Source organism: Pseudomonas paraeruginosa PA7, assembly GCF_000017205.1.
Classification (GTDB): domain Bacteria; phylum Pseudomonadota; class Gammaproteobacteria; order Pseudomonadales; family Pseudomonadaceae; genus Pseudomonas; species Pseudomonas paraeruginosa.
Genome location: NC_009656.1, coordinates 965,439 through 981,446 on the forward strand (window position 1 = coordinate 965,439; position 16,008 = coordinate 981,446).

Annotated in this window: 15 protein-coding genes; 4 read left to right on the forward strand and 11 right to left on the reverse strand. The window is 68.0% G+C overall.

The window, feature by feature from the left end; translation table 11 throughout:
- Positions 1 to 11: 11 nt before the first annotated feature.
- From hpaH to PSPA7_RS04630, 7 genes are all read right to left on the reverse strand, one after another.
- Positions 12 to 815, reverse strand: coding sequence for a 2-oxo-hept-4-ene-1,7-dioate hydratase (gene hpaH, locus PSPA7_RS04600; RefSeq protein WP_003157584.1), 804 nt, complete (start codon positions 813 to 815; stop codon positions 12 to 14).
- Positions 816 to 832: 17 nt separating this feature from the next.
- Positions 833 to 2,137: an MFS transporter gene (locus PSPA7_RS04605; protein WP_012074314.1), complete on the reverse strand. Its 1,305-nt coding sequence runs from the start codon at positions 2,135 to 2,137 to the stop codon at positions 833 to 835.
- Positions 2,138 to 2,229: 92 nt separating this feature from the next.
- Positions 2,230 to 2,622, reverse strand: coding sequence for a 5-carboxymethyl-2-hydroxymuconate Delta-isomerase (locus tag PSPA7_RS04610; protein WP_012074315.1), 393 nt, complete (start codon positions 2,620 to 2,622; stop codon positions 2,230 to 2,232).
- A gap of 10 nt (positions 2,623 to 2,632) precedes the next feature.
- Positions 2,633 to 3,556 (reverse strand): 3,4-dihydroxyphenylacetate 2,3-dioxygenase, encoded by a 924-nt coding sequence (hpaD, locus tag PSPA7_RS04615; RefSeq protein ID WP_012074316.1) that lies wholly within the window; start codon positions 3,554 to 3,556, stop codon positions 2,633 to 2,635.
- 131 nt (positions 3,557 to 3,687) lie between these two features.
- The gene (gene hpaE / locus PSPA7_RS04620; protein WP_012074317.1) at positions 3,688 to 5,148 is read right to left on the reverse strand and encodes a 5-carboxymethyl-2-hydroxymuconate semialdehyde dehydrogenase; all 1,461 of its coding nucleotides are present in this window, start codon (positions 5,146 to 5,148) and stop codon (positions 3,688 to 3,690) included.
- Complete coding sequence (locus PSPA7_RS04625; RefSeq protein ID WP_012074318.1) at positions 5,145 to 5,924, reverse strand: fumarylacetoacetate hydrolase family protein; 780 nt, start codon at positions 5,922 to 5,924, stop codon at positions 5,145 to 5,147. Before PSPA7_RS04625 ends, hpaE begins: the two co-directional genes overlap by 4 nt.
- A gap of 10 nt (positions 5,925 to 5,934) precedes the next feature.
- The gene (locus tag PSPA7_RS04630) at positions 5,935 to 6,594 is read right to left on the reverse strand and encodes a fumarylacetoacetate hydrolase family protein (RefSeq protein WP_012074319.1); all 660 of its coding nucleotides are present in this window, start codon (positions 6,592 to 6,594) and stop codon (positions 5,935 to 5,937) included.
- A 218-nt stretch (positions 6,595 to 6,812) separates the two neighbouring features.
- Between PSPA7_RS04630 and hpaA the strand changes: the two genes are divergently transcribed.
- Both hpaA and PSPA7_RS04640 read left to right on the forward strand, forming a co-directional pair.
- Positions 6,813 to 7,724 (forward strand): 4-hydroxyphenylacetate catabolism regulatory protein HpaA, encoded by a 912-nt coding sequence (hpaA, locus tag PSPA7_RS04635; RefSeq protein ID WP_033998328.1) that lies wholly within the window; start codon positions 6,813 to 6,815, stop codon positions 7,722 to 7,724.
- Between the two features lie 49 nt (positions 7,725 to 7,773).
- The gene (locus PSPA7_RS04640; RefSeq protein ID WP_003157056.1) at positions 7,774 to 8,580 is read left to right on the forward strand and encodes an APH(3')-II family aminoglycoside O-phosphotransferase; all 807 of its coding nucleotides are present in this window, start codon (positions 7,774 to 7,776) and stop codon (positions 8,578 to 8,580) included.
- Between the two features lie 113 nt (positions 8,581 to 8,693).
- Here the strand turns inward: PSPA7_RS04640 and PSPA7_RS04645 are convergent, their stop codons facing one another.
- From PSPA7_RS04645 to ppnN, 4 genes are all read right to left on the reverse strand, one after another.
- Positions 8,694 to 9,263 (reverse strand): COG3904 family protein, encoded by a 570-nt coding sequence (locus PSPA7_RS04645; RefSeq protein WP_003157057.1) that lies wholly within the window; start codon positions 9,261 to 9,263, stop codon positions 8,694 to 8,696.
- A 77-nt stretch (positions 9,264 to 9,340) separates the two neighbouring features.
- A complete protein-coding gene (gene bphP / locus PSPA7_RS04650) occupies positions 9,341 to 11,527 on the reverse strand; it encodes a bacteriophytochrome BphP (RefSeq protein ID WP_012074321.1) in 2,187 nt (728 codons plus the stop codon).
- 27 nt (positions 11,528 to 11,554) lie between these two features.
- Complete coding sequence (locus PSPA7_RS04655) at positions 11,555 to 12,142, reverse strand: biliverdin-producing heme oxygenase (protein WP_012074322.1); 588 nt, start codon at positions 12,140 to 12,142, stop codon at positions 11,555 to 11,557.
- A 116-nt stretch (positions 12,143 to 12,258) separates the two neighbouring features.
- A complete protein-coding gene (gene ppnN, locus PSPA7_RS04660; RefSeq protein ID WP_012074323.1) occupies positions 12,259 to 13,644 on the reverse strand; it encodes a nucleotide 5'-monophosphate nucleosidase PpnN in 1,386 nt (461 codons plus the stop codon).
- 419 nt (positions 13,645 to 14,063) lie between these two features.
- Here ppnN and PSPA7_RS04665 point away from each other — a divergent pair, with 419 nt between their 5' ends.
- Together PSPA7_RS04665 and PSPA7_RS04670 are read left to right on the forward strand one after the other, a co-directional pair.
- Positions 14,064 to 14,561 carry a GNAT family N-acetyltransferase gene (locus PSPA7_RS04665; RefSeq protein ID WP_012074324.1) on the forward strand — a complete coding sequence of 166 codons (498 nt, stop codon included), beginning with the start codon at positions 14,064 to 14,066 and terminating at the stop codon, positions 14,559 to 14,561.
- 152 nt (positions 14,562 to 14,713) lie between these two features.
- Positions 14,714 to 15,904 carry a sugar transporter gene (locus PSPA7_RS04670; protein ID WP_003157060.1) on the forward strand — a complete coding sequence of 397 codons (1,191 nt, stop codon included), beginning with the start codon at positions 14,714 to 14,716 and terminating at the stop codon, positions 15,902 to 15,904.
- The last annotated feature ends 104 nt before the right edge of the window (positions 15,905 to 16,008 follow it).

Genomic DNA, 16,008 nt, shown 5'->3' on the forward strand with positions numbered 1-16,008 from the left:
GAAATGCCTCCTCAGACGAAACGGCAGGAGATGCTGCCGAGCAAGTCGTAGTCGACGTGGAAGGTGTCCCCCGGCGCGGCCGCCACCGGGCGGGTGAAGGAGCCGCCGAGGATCACCTGGCCGGCCTCCAGGCAGACGCCGTGGGGCGCCAGCTTGTTGGCCAGCCAGGCGACGCCCTTGGCCGGGTGGTTGAGCACCGCGGCGGAGACCCCGGACTCTTCGATCACGCCGTTGCGGTAGAGGATCGCCGGCACCCGCCGCAGGTCGATCTCGCCCGGTCGCACGGCGCGGCCGCCCATCACCACGCCGGCGTTGGCGGCGTTGTCGGAGATGGTGTCGAAGACCTTGCGCGTGACTTTCGTCTGCGGATCGACCTGCTGGATGCGCGCATCGATGATCTCCAGCGCCGGGATCACCCACTCGGTGGCCTCGAGCACGTCGAACAGGGTGCAGCCCGGTCCCTTCAGCGGCTTGCCGAGGATGAACGCCAGCTCCACCTCGACCCGCGGCACGATGAAGCGCTGGAAGGGGATATCGCTGCCCTCCTCGAAGAACATGTCGTCGAGCAGGGCGCCATAGTCCGGTTCGCTGATATTCGACGAGACCTGCATGGCGCGCGAGGTCAGGCCGATCTTGTGGCCCTTGAGCACGCGCCCGTCGGCGATCTTGCGCTCGACCCAGGCGCGCTGGATGGCGTAGGCGTCCTCGATGGCGATGTCCGGGTAGTCGAGGGAGAACTGCCTTACCTGCTGGCGCGAGCGCTCGGCGGCGTCGAGGCGGTTGGCGGCGTCCTGGATCAGGCGGGGATCGAGCATGGTCGGGGTCTCTCGGTTCAGCGTGGGTTGACCACGGCGGCGGGGGTCCGCAGGACCAGGCCGGCGCCGAGGGCGATGAGGATGGCCAGCAGGTACAGGGCCAGGCTGGCGCTCTGGGTGGTGTCGCGCATCCAGCCGATCAGGTAGGGCGCGAGGAAGGCGGCGATGCTGCCGAAGGAGCTGATCAGGGCGATTCCCGCGGCGAGGGTGGCGCTGGAAAGGAAGGCCGGCGGCAATTGCCAGAACATCGGCAGGGCGGCGCTGGCACCCATCCCGGCGATCACCAGGCCGGCCATCACCAGCCAGGCGCTGGTCGGCGCCAGGGCTGCCAGGCTGAGACCGGCGGCGGCCATCAGCAACGGGATGCCGAGGTGCCAGCGGCGCTCGCGCAGGCGGTCGGAGGAGCGGCCGATGAAGATCATGAAGGCGCAGCCGGCGAGATAGGGCACCGCGCTGAGCATGCCGATGCGGCTGTCCCGGGCGATGCCGGCGCCATGGATCAGGCTCGGCATCCAGAACGCGATGGTGTTCACCGCCAGCATCACCGCGAAATAGATCGCCACCAGCAGCCACACCTGGGGATTGCTGAAGATCCCGGAAAAGGAGGTGATGGTCTTGCGCTGCTCCTCGCCGGCCAGTTCTTCGCGCAGCACGCGCTTCTGCTCGTCGCCGAGCCAGGCCACCCGTTCGAAGCTTTCCGGCAGCGCGCACCAGACCACCACGCCGAGCAGCACTACCGGCAGGCCTTCGATCAGGAACATCCATTGCCAGCCGCGCAGGCCGAGGGCGTCGTGGAAACCCTCGAGGATCCAGCCCGACAGCGGTCCGCCGATCACCCCGGCCATGGGCACGGCGATGGCGAACAGGGCGGTGACCTGCCCGCGTCGACGCGCCGGGAACCAGCGGTTCAGGTAGACCAGGATACCGGGGAAGAAGCCGGCCTCGGCGACCCCCAGGAGCAGGCGCAGCAGGTAGAAGCCGCGCGCGCTCTCCACCAGCAGCATGGCGGTGGAGAGACAGCCCCAAACCACCATGAGGCAGGCGATCCAGCGGCGCGGGCCGATCCGTTCCAGCATCAGGTTGCTGGGCAGGCCGAACAGCGCGTAGGCGATGAAGAACAGCCCGGCGCCGAGACCGTAGACGGTGTCGCTGAAGTGCAGGTCGGCGCTCATCTGCAACTTGGCGAAACCGATGTTGATGCGGTCCAGATGGGCGAACACGTAGCACACCAGCAACAGCGGCATCAGCCGCCAGGTGACGCGGCCGTGGGTGCTGTCGCTGAGAGGCGGGGTGGTGCTGTTCAGGGTGCTGGCTGTGCTCATGATCTTGTACTTTTTGTGAGCGCCCGGACGTCCTGGCGACCTGTCGGTGGCCGGGAGGCGAGCTGGGTGAGTGCAGCGTTATGGCGGGCCGGTCAGCCCGCCGGGTTGTTCAGGAATTCATGCACGTTGTTGCGCTTGTAGTTCAGCTCCGCGTCCAGTTCGCTGAGTTCGAAGGACAGCGCCAGCAGGCGTCGCGCCTGGAGCTCGGCGAAGTGCGCGGTGATCACCTCGAAAAGTGCCTCGGCGACTTGCCGGCGAGTCTCCAGGTCGCGACCGGCGCCGACTTTCAGGGTCATGTGGACGAAGGCGTAGTCGTGCCTGCCGTCGGCCATGCGCCAGGTGTCCAGGCGTACGCCGCGGCTGCGGATGCCGCCGAGCGGGAACACGCCGCTGGCGCCGAGGCAGGCGTGGACCTTCTCGAACAGGCCGGGCAGGTCGGCCTCGGCTTCGATGTTGTCGGTGTATTCGGCGATGAAGTGCGGCATGGCGGCGTCCTCAGAGGCGACTGGCGCAGCTGGCGCCGGCCGGGTTGCCGGCCTGGGCGGCGGGGATCGCCGCGCCGTCCTGGGCGGTGACCGGGAAGACCGCGTTGATCTGCCCGGTGCCGGAGGAGCCGAAGTAGGGCGTCACCACCTCCGCCTTGCCGTCGTAGTCCGACCAGCCGAGGGCACCGAGGAGCATCGCGGTGTCGTGCATGAAACCTTCGCCATGGCCCTTGGAGGCGTACTCCGGGAGCATCCCGCAGAACTCGGCCCAGCGGCCCTCCTGCCACATCTGCACGACTTCATGGTCGAGGACCTCGAGGAACGGGCTCCAGATGCGGTCGGAGAAGTCCGGCGCCTGGCCGTTCTGGGCGAAGCGGTGGGACAGCGAGCCGCTGGCGAGGAACGCCACCGTGCCGTCGTAGTGTTCCTCCACCGCCTTGCGCATGGCCCAGCCCAGGCGCGCGCTGTCGTTCAGGTAATGCACGGTGCACAGGGCGGAGACCGAGACCACCTTGAAGTGGCGGTCCTGGTTCATGTAGCGCATCGGTACCAGGGTGCCGTACTCCGGGCCGAGGGTGGTGGCGTCGTGGGCCAGGGTCTCCACGCCGAGTGCGTTGCAGCCCTCGGCGAGGATGCGGCCCAGCTCCGGGTTGCCGGGGAAACCGTACTCCATGTTGGCGATGAAGTGCGGCAGCTCGTTGCTGGTGTAGAGCCCCTCGAAGTGCGGCGCGCAGTTGATGTGGTAGCCGGCGTTGACCAGCCAGTGGGTGTCGAACACCACGATGGTGTCGACCCCCAGTTCGCGGCAGCGCCGGCCGATCTCGCGGTGCCCGTCGATCGCCGGCTGGCGGCAGCCGTGGCGCGGGCCGGGCAGCTCGGACAGGTACAGCGAGGGTACGTGGGTGATCTTGGCAGCCAGAGCGACTTTGCCCATGACGATTCTCCTGGTGGCCCGTTGGGCCTGGCAGCGGGCGCGGCCGTTGGCGGCTGGCCCGGATTCTTCTGATTGTGTCTGCACGCCGGCGCTGCTGGCGGCCTCGGGCGGCCGCTCTGCACGAGCGCGCCCTACACGCCCCAGCGGGGGATGTGATGGCTGCCCATGGATATACACACGTTCTTGATCTCGGCGAATACCTCGAAGCTGTATTCGCCGCCTTCGCGTCCGGTGCCCGAGGCCTTCACCCCGCCGAACGGCTGGCGCAGGTCGCGCACGTTCTGGCTGTTGATGAAGACCATCCCGGCCTCGATGCCACGCGCCAGGCGATGGGCCTTGCCGATGTCCTGGGTCCAGATGTAGGAGGCCAGGCCGTATTCCACGTCGTTGGCCAGGCGCAGCGCCTCGGCCTCGTCCTTGAACGGGATCAGGCAGGCCACCGGGCCGAATATCTCTTCCTGGGCGATGCGCATGCGGTTGTCCACGTCGGCGAACACCGTGGGCTGGATGAATTGCCCCTTGCCCAGGTGCGCCGGCAGCCCGGCCGGACGCTCCAGGCCGCCGGCCACCAGCCTGGCGCCTTCCTCGAGACCGATGCGGATGTAGCCGGTGACCTTGTCGTAGTGGGCCTGGGTGATCATCGAGCCGACCTGGGTCTTCGGGTCCTGCGGGTCGCCGACGACCAGGCGCTTGGCGCGCGCGGCGAATTCGGCGACGAACCGCGGGTAGACGCTTTCCTGGACGAAGATGCGGCTGCCGGCGGTGCAGCGCTCGCCGTTCAGCGAGAAGATGGTGAACAGCGCGGCGTCCAGCGCGCGCTCGAGGTCGGCGTCCTCGAAGACCAGCACCGGCGACTTGCCGCCCAGCTCCATCGAGTACTTCTTGATCCCGGCTGCCTCCATGATTCGTCGCCCGGTGGCGGTGCCGCCGGTGAAGGACACCGCGCGCACGTCGCGGTGGCGGACCAGCGCGTCGCCGGCGCTGGCGCCGTAGCCCTGGACCACGTTGAACACCCCCGGCGGGATGCCCGCCTCGTGCACCAGGCGGCCCAGCTCGTTGGCGGTCAGCGGCGACAGCTCGGACATCTTCAGCACCGCCGTATTGCCCAGCGCCAGGCACGGCGCGGTCTTCCAGGTGGCGGTCATGAACGGTACGTTCCACGGCGAGACCAGCCCGCAGACGCCGACCGGCTGGTACAGGGTGTAGTTGAGCATCTGGTCGTCGACCGGATAGCTGTGCCCGTTCATTCGCGTGCAGACCTCGGCGAAGAACTCGAAGTTGTGCGAGGCGCGCGGGATCAGCACGTTCTTCGTCTGGTGGATCGGCAGGCCGGTATCGAGGGTTTCCAGCTCCGCCAGGTGCGGCACGTTCCGGTCGATCAGCTCGCCGAGGCGGCGCATCAGGCGCGCGCGCTCCTTGGCCGGGGTATTGGCCCATTTCGGGAAGGCTTCCCGGGCCGCCGCCACCGCCGCGTCGATTTCCGCCGCGCCGCCGCTGGCGACCTCGCCGATCAGCTCGCCGGTGGCCGGGTTGTAGTTCTCGAAGACGTCCTTGCTTTCGACCTCGCGGCCATCGATCCAGTGTTTGATCATTCTGCGTGCTCCTGTGCGCGGGCGCGGAAGAACTCGGCCTCGCTGACGATTCGGTTGACCAGGCGACCGACGCCTTCCACTTCCACCACCACTTCGTCGCCGGGGACCACGTCGGACAGGCCTTCCGGGGTGCCGGTGGCGATCATGTCGCCCGGCTGCAGGGTCATGAAGCTGGAGAAGTATTCGATCAGGTAGGGGATGTCGAAGATCATGTCCGCGGTGCTGCCTTCCTGGCGCAGCTCGCCGTTGACCCAGGTGCGCAGGGCCAGCCGGTTCGGTTCCGGCACGTCGGCCGCGTCGACGATCCACGGTCCCACCGGGGTGGTGGCGTCGCGGTTCTTCACCCGCAGGTTGGGCCGGTAGTAGTTCTCCAGGTAGTCGCGGATCGCGTAGTCGTTACACACCGTGTAGCCGGCCAGGTAGCCGAGGGCGTCCTCGCGGCGGACGTTGCGCGCCGGCTTGCCGATCACCGCCACCAGTTCGCACTCGTAGTGCATGTAGTCGACGTTGTCCGGGCGCCAGCTGACCTGGCGGTGGCCGGTGTAGGTGCCCGGCGACTTGATGAACGCCAGCGGTTCGCTGGGCGCCTTGAACGACAGTTCGGCGGCGTGGTCGGCGTAGTTCAGGCCGAGGGCGAACATGCTCCCGGTGGCCGGCGGCAGCCACTCCACCCGGTCCTCGGCGAGCAGGGTGCCGTCGGCCAGGCGCACGGCGTTGGACTCTTCCACCGTCACCTGGTGGACCTGGCCCTGGTAGCGGATGCGTGCGTGTTTCATGGTCGGTTCCTCATTCCGCGACGATGCTGTTGGCGAGGCGGCCGAGGCCGTCGACCTCGACCTCGACGCGGTCGCCGGGATGCACGTCGACACGGCCCTCGGGGGTGCCGGTGATCAGCACGTCGCCGGCATGCAGGGTCATGAACTCGCTGATCTCGGCGATCAGCTGGGGAATGCCGCGCACCAGGTTGGCGGTGCTGTTGCGCTGGCGCAGTTCACCGTTGACGTACAGCTTCAGCTCCAGCGCATGGGGGTCGACGATCTCTTGCGCCGGCACCAGTTGCGGACCGAGCGGGCAGAAGCCGTCGCGGCACTTGGCTTTCACCGCCGGGCGGTAGTAGCTGTCTTCCGGCAGGCTGAACTCGTTGACGATCACGTAGCCGGCGACATGCGCCATGGCTTCCCCGGCTTTCACCCGGCTGGCGTCGCGACCGATCACCACGCCCAGCGCCGGGCCCGGTTGCAGGCGCTCGACGCCGCGCGGGAAGACCACCGCGGCGCCATGGCCATTGCGGGTGTTCGGTGTCTTGATGAACAGCACCGGCTTCACCGGCGGCTTCTGGTACGGCGGCTGGCGGAACTCCGGCAGGCGGCTGTCGAGCAGGCCCTTGTAGTTCAGCGCGACGCCGAACAGGGTGCCGGCGGCGACGTCATTCAGTGCGCGGCTCATTGTGGTTGGTGTCTCCTGGCGCGATGGGCGGACGGCCAAGCGGCTGTCCTGGCGAAAACTCGTTAATGTGTTAACGTTATATTTAACATGTTAATGATCGTCAAGCCCGAACGCCCCGCCATTCGTCCCGGCCAGGTGGCAAGAGGCGCCGCCTGCGGTATACGGATGCCCGCGACGGCTTGCGCACGCAGCCGCAAGAACAACAAGAGAAGATTGCCATGCCAGAGCGCCAGCCGATCCCCAACATCAACATCGGGCAGGTCTACGACCAGCGCTACAGCGATGCCGAGGTGCACTACGACGCGCTCGGCAACCTCGCCGGCTTCTTCGGCCGCAACATGCCGGCGCACCGCCACGACCGGTTCTTCCAGGTGCACTACGTGAAGCGCGGCACGGTGCGGGTGTTCCTCGACGACCGGCGGTACCTGGAGTCCGGGCCGATGTTCTTCCTCACCCCGCCGACCGTGCCGCATGCCTTCGTCACCGAGGCGGACGCCGACGGTCATGTGCTGACCGTGCGCCAGCAACTGGTCTGGAGCCTCCTCGAGGCCGAACCATGCCTGGCGCCCGGTCCGCAGGTGGCGCCGGCCTGCGTGGCCCTGGGCGGCCTGGAGGGAGCGGCGGCCGAGGAGGGCGCACGCCTGGCGCTGCTCTTCGATCAGTTGCGCAGCGAATCGATGGCCAGCCGGCCCGGTCGCCAGCAGACGCTGCTGGCGCTGACCCGCCTGGTGATGATCAGCCTGCTGCGCCTTTCGACCAATCCGGTGGCGGCCCGGCCGATGCGTCACGAAGACCTGCAGATCTTCCAGCGCTTCAATGCGCTGATCGAGGAGCGCTACGCCGAGCACTGGCCGCTGTCACGCTACGCCAGCCGGATCGGTGTCACCGAGGCGCGCCTCAACGATGTCTGCCGGCGCATCGCCGACCTGCCGTCGAAGCGCCTGGTCTACGAGCGGCTGATGCAGGAGTCCAAGCGCCTGCTGCTGTTCACCGGCGGGTCGGTGAACGAGATCTGCTACCAGCTGGGCTTCAAGGACCCGGCCTATTTCAGCCGCTTCTTCGTCCGCTACGCCGGCATGACTCCCAGCGCCTACCGGCAGCGGCAGGTCGACGGAACGGCCGGTCGCTGAGTGGGAGCGCGGGTATACTCGCGCTCCCACTCGAAAGGAAAGCTCTTCCATGCATGACGCAGCCGCCTCCCTACCGCCCCAGGCGCCCGCCGCCTGGGCCGATTATCTTTCCGGCTACCGCTGGCAGGCACAGCGCGAAGGCTGCTCAGCGGCCGCTGTCCATCGTCTCGATGCGGCCCGGCGGCCGACCCTGTTCGTCAAGCACGAGGCGCTCTCCGAGCAGGCCGAACTGCCCGACGAGATCGCTCGCCTGCGCTGGCTGCACGGTGCCGGCATCGACTGCCCGCAGGTACTGAACGAAACCCAGGGTGGTGGTCGGCAGTGGTTGCTGATGAGCGCCGTAGCGGGAGACACGCTCTCCGCGCTGGCGCAGCGCGGCGAGCTGGAGCCGGAGCGCCTGGTGCGTCTGGTGGCCGCCGCCCTGCGCCGGCTGCACGACCTCGACCCGGCCGCCTGCCCCTTCGACCACCGCCTCGAGCGGCGCCTGGAAAGCGTGCGCCGGCGGGTCGAGGCCGGGCTGGTGGAGGAGACGGACTTCGACGACGAGCATCGCGGGCGCAGCGCCGTGGAGCTGTACCGCCTGCTGCTCGACCGGCGCCCGGCGGTCGAGGACCTGGTAGTCACCCATGGCGACGCCTGCCTGCCCAACCTGCTGGCCGAGGGCCGACGCTTCAGTGGCTTCATCGATTGCGGCCGCCTCGGCGTCGCCGACCGCCACCAGGACCTGGCACTGGCCGCGCGGGACATCGAGACCGACCTCGGCGCGCCCTGGGCCGAGGCCTTCCTGGAGGCGTACGGCGGCGATATCGACGGCGAACGACTGGCGTACTTCAGGCTGCTGGACGAGTTCTTCTAGTCGGGCCGGTTCGGATCCGGCCTGCCGTTGCGCGCAAACGGAGGTACAACGGCACCAGCCACCGTCGCGAACGGCAGCGCGCCTTCTCTCGCCTGTTCCGTGGAATCGCCGGCTCAGTTCAGCCGGTATTGCGCCAGTTCCTTCGCCGAGAGCACGCGCATCCGCTTCGGATCGGTGCTTTGCATGGCCTGTACCAGGCTGCTCGGGACATCCATTTCGCGGAAGTAGGCCGCGGAGTCGTAGCGCATGCCGTTGGCCGAGCGCGAGTGCAGCGAGTCGCCGTGGGCGTAGTAGGGACGGTGCAGGCCGACGTAGCCGCGCACGGTCTTGCGCTTGCCGGCCGCCAGCAGGTAGACGCAGGTGCCCTGGCAGACGCTGCTCGACGGCACCAGCGCGTCGAAGCCGGTCTCGCGCAGCAGGCGGCCCATGCGGATCGCCTCGGGCACGCTGCCGCCGATGCTATCGAGCAACAGCAGCTTGCGCGAGAAGGTACCCGGATTGTTGCGCAGGCCCTTGAGCAGGGTCTCGTAGTCGCCCGGCGCTATTTCCTCGGAGACCCGTACCGTCAGCACCCGGCCCATGCTCTTGTGCTGCAGGGAGTGCACCTCGACCTTGGCCAGTGCGGGGGCCGAGCAGAGCGCGGCGAGGCAGGCGAGGGCGGTGCGGAGGCGGAGACGGCGCATGGAGCGGAACGATCCTGTCAGACGGTGATGGCTGCCGAAGATACCTGCAAGCGTTGCATTCCGCACGGTCCTCGTCGTCAGGACGAGGATCCCGCCGCCTCCCGGCTCGCCGGCAGACGCAGGCAGAAGCTGATGACGTCGTCCTGGCAGTCCACCTCGATGCGCCCCCGGTGGGCCTGGGCGATGGCCTGGGAAATGTACAGGCCGATGCCCAGGCCGTTGCGATTGCGCTGGTTGTCCGCCGATTCGCGCTTGAACGGCTCGAACAGGTTGGCCAGCTGCGCCTTGGACAGGCCGCTGGTTTCGTTGAGCACGCTCAGGCAGACCTCGTCGCCCTGGCGGGTCAGCGTCACCAGTACCGGCCGTCCGGGCAGGCCGTGATGCCGGGCGTTGCTCAGCAGGTTGGCGGCGACCTGGGCGTAGCGGTCCGGGTCGACCACGGCGCGGACCTGTGGGTCGATGGCGACTTCGATCACCAGGCCGGGATAGGCGACGTCGGTCTCGCAGACGATCTGCCGTACCAGCTGCGAAACGTCGGTGTCCACCGGCGCCACGGTGAGGCCGATGCCCGACTGCAGGCGGCTCATGTCGAGGATCTGGCTGACCAGCCGCTCCATGCGGCTGCTGGAGGCGGAAATGTGCTGGCGCAGCTCGGTGGTGCGGGTATCGCTGGAGGAGAGCAGGGCGGCGGCCATCGAGATCGACTGCAGCGGGTTGCGCAGGTCGTGGCCGAGCACCGCGATCAGGCGCTGGCGCATGCGGTCGATCTCGGCCGCATGGTTGAGGCACAGTTCCATCAGGTCCAGGCGCAGCTTCTCGGCGATCGCCAGGTCGGTTTCGCTCCACGGCGTGGAGTGGCCGCGGACCACTTCCTCCCAGGCCTCGAACGAGCCGCGCGGGGTCAGGCGCGGGCCGGAGGGACCGATGCTCAGCAGCTTCTCCGGCTTGCCGCCCCAACGGATACGGTGCACCTCCTCGTGGCGGAACCAGAAGATCCAGCCGGATTCCTGGCGGTGGAAACGGATCGCCAGCACCCCGCAGCAGTCGCCGCCGTCCGGTGAGTCGGCGCTGGGTTGCGGCCAGTTGTCGGTGTGGTAGATGTCCTGCTCGGGGTCGCGCTGCAGGCGCTGCAGGACGTTGCCGGCCTGGCGCTCGAAGTCGCCGCGGATGCTCAGAGTGCGTCCGCCGAGCATGACCAGCGCACCGTCGCAGGGAATCAGCCCGGCGATGCCGTCGTCCGGGTGGGCCAGGGCGCCGAACAGGTCGTCGGCGTCCCGCGCGCGTCGCACCAGGGCAAGCCGGCGCTCGGTGGAAACGCGCAGCAGTTCGGCGATGCGCCCCTGCTCGAGGCGGTCGACGATGGCGCTGCAGACCTGCGAGAAGATCTGGAACGACATGCGCACCGGGTAGGGAATCAGCTTGGGCGACATGTGGTGGCAGGAGAACAGGCCCCAGAGCTTGCCGCCGACCACGATGGATATGCTCATCGAGGCGCGCACGCCCATGTTGGTCAGGTACTCGCAGTGGATCGGCGAAACGCTGCGCAGCACGCTGTAGCTCAGGTCGAAGGACCCGCCGCTTTCCGGATTGAGTGTCGGAAGCACGCGCATCGGGATGTAGGCCACGTCGGCGATCAGCCGGATCGGGTTCTGGATGTACAGGCGGCGCGCCTGTGCCGGGATATCCGAGGCCGGGTAACGCTGGCCGAGGTAGCTTTCCAGGTCGTCGCGACGGCTTTCGGCGACCACCTCGCCGGAATCGTCATGGCGGAAGCGGTAGGCCATCACCCGGTCGTAGCCGGTCATCCGGCGCAGCTCCTCGGTGACGCTGCTGAGCAGGGTCGCGGTGTCGTTGTGCAGCTGCACCTGGGCGATGATGCGCTGGGCGTTGAGGGTGAAGGACGTGATCGACAGGGTATCCGTGGTGCGGACCTCGAACTCCAGGTAGAACACGTCCTTGTAGCTGTGCCCGATCACATCGAACAGGTGCTCGCCGATCCGCGTCTCCACGCTGTTCGCCCAGGGGCCGCCGCCGAGCAGTCCGTCCTCGAGCATGCGCAGGACCTCGGCGCCCACCTGCTGTTCCTGCAGGTAGCTGCCCGGCGCGGCGACGAAACCGAGCAGCGCCTGGATGTTCTCGCTCGCGGCGAGCACCATGCCATCCGCGCGCAGGGCGAGCAGCGCGCCGTGCGGCTGGATCGCGCCGGGCACGTGGATGGGTTCGTCCTCGCAGTTCGCCAGGGTTACCGGGGTGATGCTCGTCATCTGTCGTCCAGCCTGGAGCCCAGGCGATCAGGCTTCGTCGATGACCCACCGACGAAACGAAACAAAGGTAGCCCGTGCCGCGTCCTGCGCCAGGCCAATGGATTCGGGGCTGACGACCTGGCGGGCGAGCTGCTCGAGAAAGTCCTGCCAGCGCGGCCCGGTGGCCTGGCCGTAGCCTTGCAGCCACTGTAGCGGCAGACCTGGCAGGCGGGGAGCTAGTCGTTTGTAGAGAAACGCGCCGCCCAGCGTCGCACCCTCCATCACGTAGGCCACGCCGAAGGCCTGCGCGGCGCGTGTCGCGACGGGCAGGTCGGCGCAGCGCGGCAGCGCCTGCACCTCGGCATGGCTCAGGCCGCCGGCCAGCAGGTCGCTTTCCAGCCAGGCGCTTTTCACCAGCCGCGCCTCGGCTCCCAGGGTCGCCGGCCAGCCGCCGCGGTTGTCACGAAACGCGCGTTCCAGGGGTTCCAGCCAGCCCAGGATGCGCCCGGCATGTTCGAGATAGTCCCGCTGGTCGAGATCCTCGGCGCCCAAGGGCGAACGGCGGTCCAGCTCGGCGTGCAGGTCACGGGTGGCGTCGCGTAGTGCGGCGAGGGCTGGCGAAGGACGTGGGGACATGGTGTCAGGGCCAGCGTTTCGGGGGGTGAGCGCAGAGAGTAGCAGGAAGCCGGGGAGCTGGCTGCAAATAAAAAAGCCTCCCCGCGCCGGGGCGCAGGGAAGCCGCGCGGGAGGACTCAGGCGGCCTCGGTCTGCACGACGCGGTAGCAGGGCACATAGGCCGCGCCACCGGGCAGCTTCATCCGGTGCTGCTTGACGAACGCCTGCAACAGGCGGTCCAGCGGCAGCATCACCGCCGGATCGCCGTGGATCTCGTAGGGCCCGTACTGTTCGATCATGCGGATGCCGTTGTCCTTGACGTTGCCGGCGACGATCCCGGAGAACGCCCGCCGCAGGTTGGCCGCCAGTTCATGCGGAGGCAGGCTGCGGCTGAGCTGGAGGCTGGCCATGTTCTCGTGGGTCGGCTCGAACGGGCGCTGGAAGCTTTCGTCGATCTTCAGCAGCCAGTTGAAGTGGAAGGCGTCGTTGCGCTCGCGGCGGAACTGCTTGACCTCCTTCAGACCCTGGGCCATCTGCTTGGCCACCTCGGCCGGGTCGTCGACGATGATCCGGTAGTGGCGCTGCGCCGCGTTGCCGAGGGTGGCGCCGACGAACTCGTGGAGCTGCTGCAGGTAGGCCTCGGCGCTGCGCGGGCCGGTGAGGATGACCGGGAAGGGCACCTCCTGGTTGTCCGGATGCATGAGAATGCCCAGCAGGTAGAGGAATTCCTCCGCGGTGCCGGCGCCGCCGGGGAAGATGATGATGCCATGTCCTACGCGGACGAAGGCTTCCAGGCGCTTCTCGATGTCCGGCAGGATCACCAGCTCGTTGACGATCGGGTTCGGCGCCTCGGCGGCGATGATCCCTGGCTCGGTCAGGCCCAGGTAGCGGCCACCGACGATGCGCTGCTTGGCGTGGCTGATGGTGGCGCCCTTCATCGGCCCTTTCATCACTCCCGGCCCGCAGCCGGTGCAGACGTCCAGGCTGCGCAGGCCGAGCTCGTGGCCGACCTTCTTGGTGTACTTGTACTCCTCGCTGCTGATCGAGTGGCCGCCCCAGCAGACGACGATCTTAGGCTCGACGCCGGGGCGCAGGGTACGGGCGTTGCGCAGCAGCTGGAAGACGTAGTCGGTGAGGCCCTGGGAACTGTCCAGGTCGACGTGCTGGCTGTCCAGCCCGCTCTGCGTGTAGACGATGTCGCGCAGGGCGCTGAAGAGCATCTCGCGGGTACTGGCGATCATCTCGCCATCGACGAAGGCATCGGCCGGCGCGTTGATCAGTTCCAGGCGCACGCCACGGTCCTGCTGGTGGATGCGCACCTCGAAGTCCTTGTAGGCGTCGAGGATGGTCTTGGCGTTGTCGCTGTGGGCGCCGGTGTTGAGGATCGCCAGGGCGCACTGGCGGAACAGTTGGTAGGTCTTGCCGTTGGCGGTTTCGCTGAGTTGCTGCACTTCGCGTTGGGAGAGGGTTTCCAGGGTGCCTTTGGGGCTGACCGAGGCATTGATCACAGGACGATGGGACATGTGCGATTCCATGCAGGGGAGGCGGGGGCGGTGGGCGCCGCCGCGTCCGGGTAAGGGAGCGCCGGGCGGGTTGCGTGCCGGGAGAGAGGGCGATCAGCCGTCGGAGTGGGGCGACGAGGCAACCGTGCGCTGGGGCTTGGCTCCAGGGGTCATGATTGAACGTAATAGCGAGAACCTGACTGATCTGACAAGGAAAATCTCGAATTTATCTGTCGATGGCCTGGCCGCGGGATAATCCTGTCGTCGACCGCGGGCGAAAAAGTCCGCCATCGGCCGGGATAATCTGCCCTTCTCCTGATATCGTTGCGCTTCCGCCGGATGCTCGGCCAGTCGAAGGGAGGAACGAACCATGACGTATGAACAGTCCAGCAGCGTACGTAGCGACTTTCTTTCCTCCTTTTTCCAAGAGCCTGTCATCCATGATCGAACTCAGAACCATCACCCGCGACGACTGGGAAACCTGCATTGACCTGAAGGTCGCCCGCCACCAGGCGCACTTCGTCGCTTCCAACCTCTATTCGCTGGCCCAGAGCCGCTTCCTGCCGGGGTTCCGCGCGGTCGGCATCCACCACGGCGGGCGCATGGTCGGCTTCGCCCTCTACGGTCCCGACGCCGACGACGGCCACTATTGGCTCTATCGCCTGATGATCGATCGTCGCCACCAGGGCAAGGGGCACGGCCGCGCCGCCCTGCAACGGATCATCGCCAGCGTGCGCCGGACGAGGCGGCGCAGCGACCGGCTGATGGTCGCCTACGCCGTCGACAACGATGTGGCCCGCCAGCTTTATCGGGACGCCGGCTTCGTCGAGCAGGGCCTGGCGCCCTGGGGCGAGACGATGGCCTGCCTGATGCTGCCGGAGCCGTCCTATCGGTCCGGGACGCCGGGCGTGCGTGCAGCGAGCGGCTTCCCGGCGTAGAATCGGGACATTCGGCAGCTCCCCCCTATACCTACAACGACTACCCAACGCGCAACGCCGCCCCGGACTCCTCCGTCCGGGGCGGTTTCCGTCGTGCGCGACCTGGGCGCGGGGCCTGCCCGTCCGTCCCCTGCTCCGGAACCGAATACCCCATGCACAGCACCTCCGAAACCCGCAGCGGCAGCTGGCTGAGCGTGATCGCCCTGGCCCTGGCCGCCTTCATCTTCAATACCACCGAGTTCGTCCCGGTCGGTCTGCTCAGCGACATCGGGCACAGCTTCGACATGCCCACCTCGCAGGTCGGCCTGATGCTGACCATCTACGCCTGGGTGGTGTCGCTGGCTTCCTTGCCGATGATGCTGCTGACCCGCAATATCGAGCGGCGCAAGCTGCTGGTCGGGGTGTTCCTGCTGTTCATCGCCAGCCATGTGCTGTCCGGGCTGGCCTGGAACTTCCCGGTGCTGATGCTCAGCCGGATCGGCATCGCCTTCGCCCATGCGGTGTTCTGGGCCATCACCGCCTCGCTGGCGGTGCGCGTGGCGCCGCCCGGCCAGCAGGCCAAGGCGCTCGGCCTGCTGGCTACCGGCACCACCCTGGCGATGGTCCTCGGCATCCCGCTGGGGCGGGTGGTCGGCGAGGCGCTGGGCTGGCGCACCACCTTCATGGCCATCGCCGGGCTCTCGGTGCTGACCCTGCTCTACCTGGTGCGCTCCCTGCCGCCGCTGCCGAGCCAGAACTCCGGCTCCCTGCGCAGCCTGCCGATGCTGTTCCGGCGACCCGCGCTGGTCTGCCTGTACATCCTGACCGTGGTGGTGATCAGCGCCCAGTTCACCGCCTACAGCTACATCGAGCCCTTCGCCAGGCAGGTGGCGCAGATGGGCGGCGAAGCCACCACCCTGCTGCTGTTGCTGTTCGGCGGCGCCGGGATCTTCGGCTCGCTCCTCTTCAGCCGCTACAGCGAGGCCTTCCCGCGCGGTTTCCTGCTCGCCGCGATCCTAGCCCTGGGCACCAGCCTGGCGCTTCTGCTGCCGTTTTCCGCGCAGCCGACCTGGCTGATGGCGCTCAGCGTGCTCTGGGGCATGTCGATCATGTGTTTCGGCCTGGCCCAGCAGTCCCGTGTGCTGCGCCTGGCCTCGGACGCCACCGACGTGGCCATGGCGCTGTTTTCCGGCCTGTACAACGTCGGCATCGGTGCCGGCGCCCTGCTCGGCAGCGTGGTCAGCGAACGCCTGGGGCTGGCCGCGATCGGCTACGTCGGCGCCGCGCTGGCGCTGGCCGGCCTGCTGCTGGCGCTGTTCACCGCGCTGCGCTACGCAGGGGCGTTGAAAACGACCTCGTTGTAAGAGCCCATTCACTGGCCCGGATCACTCGGCGGTGGAATCCGCCTGCTTGATCTAGTCTTCTGGAACCAAGGCGCAGGGACCGCAGGGCTGACCGGCGCTGCACT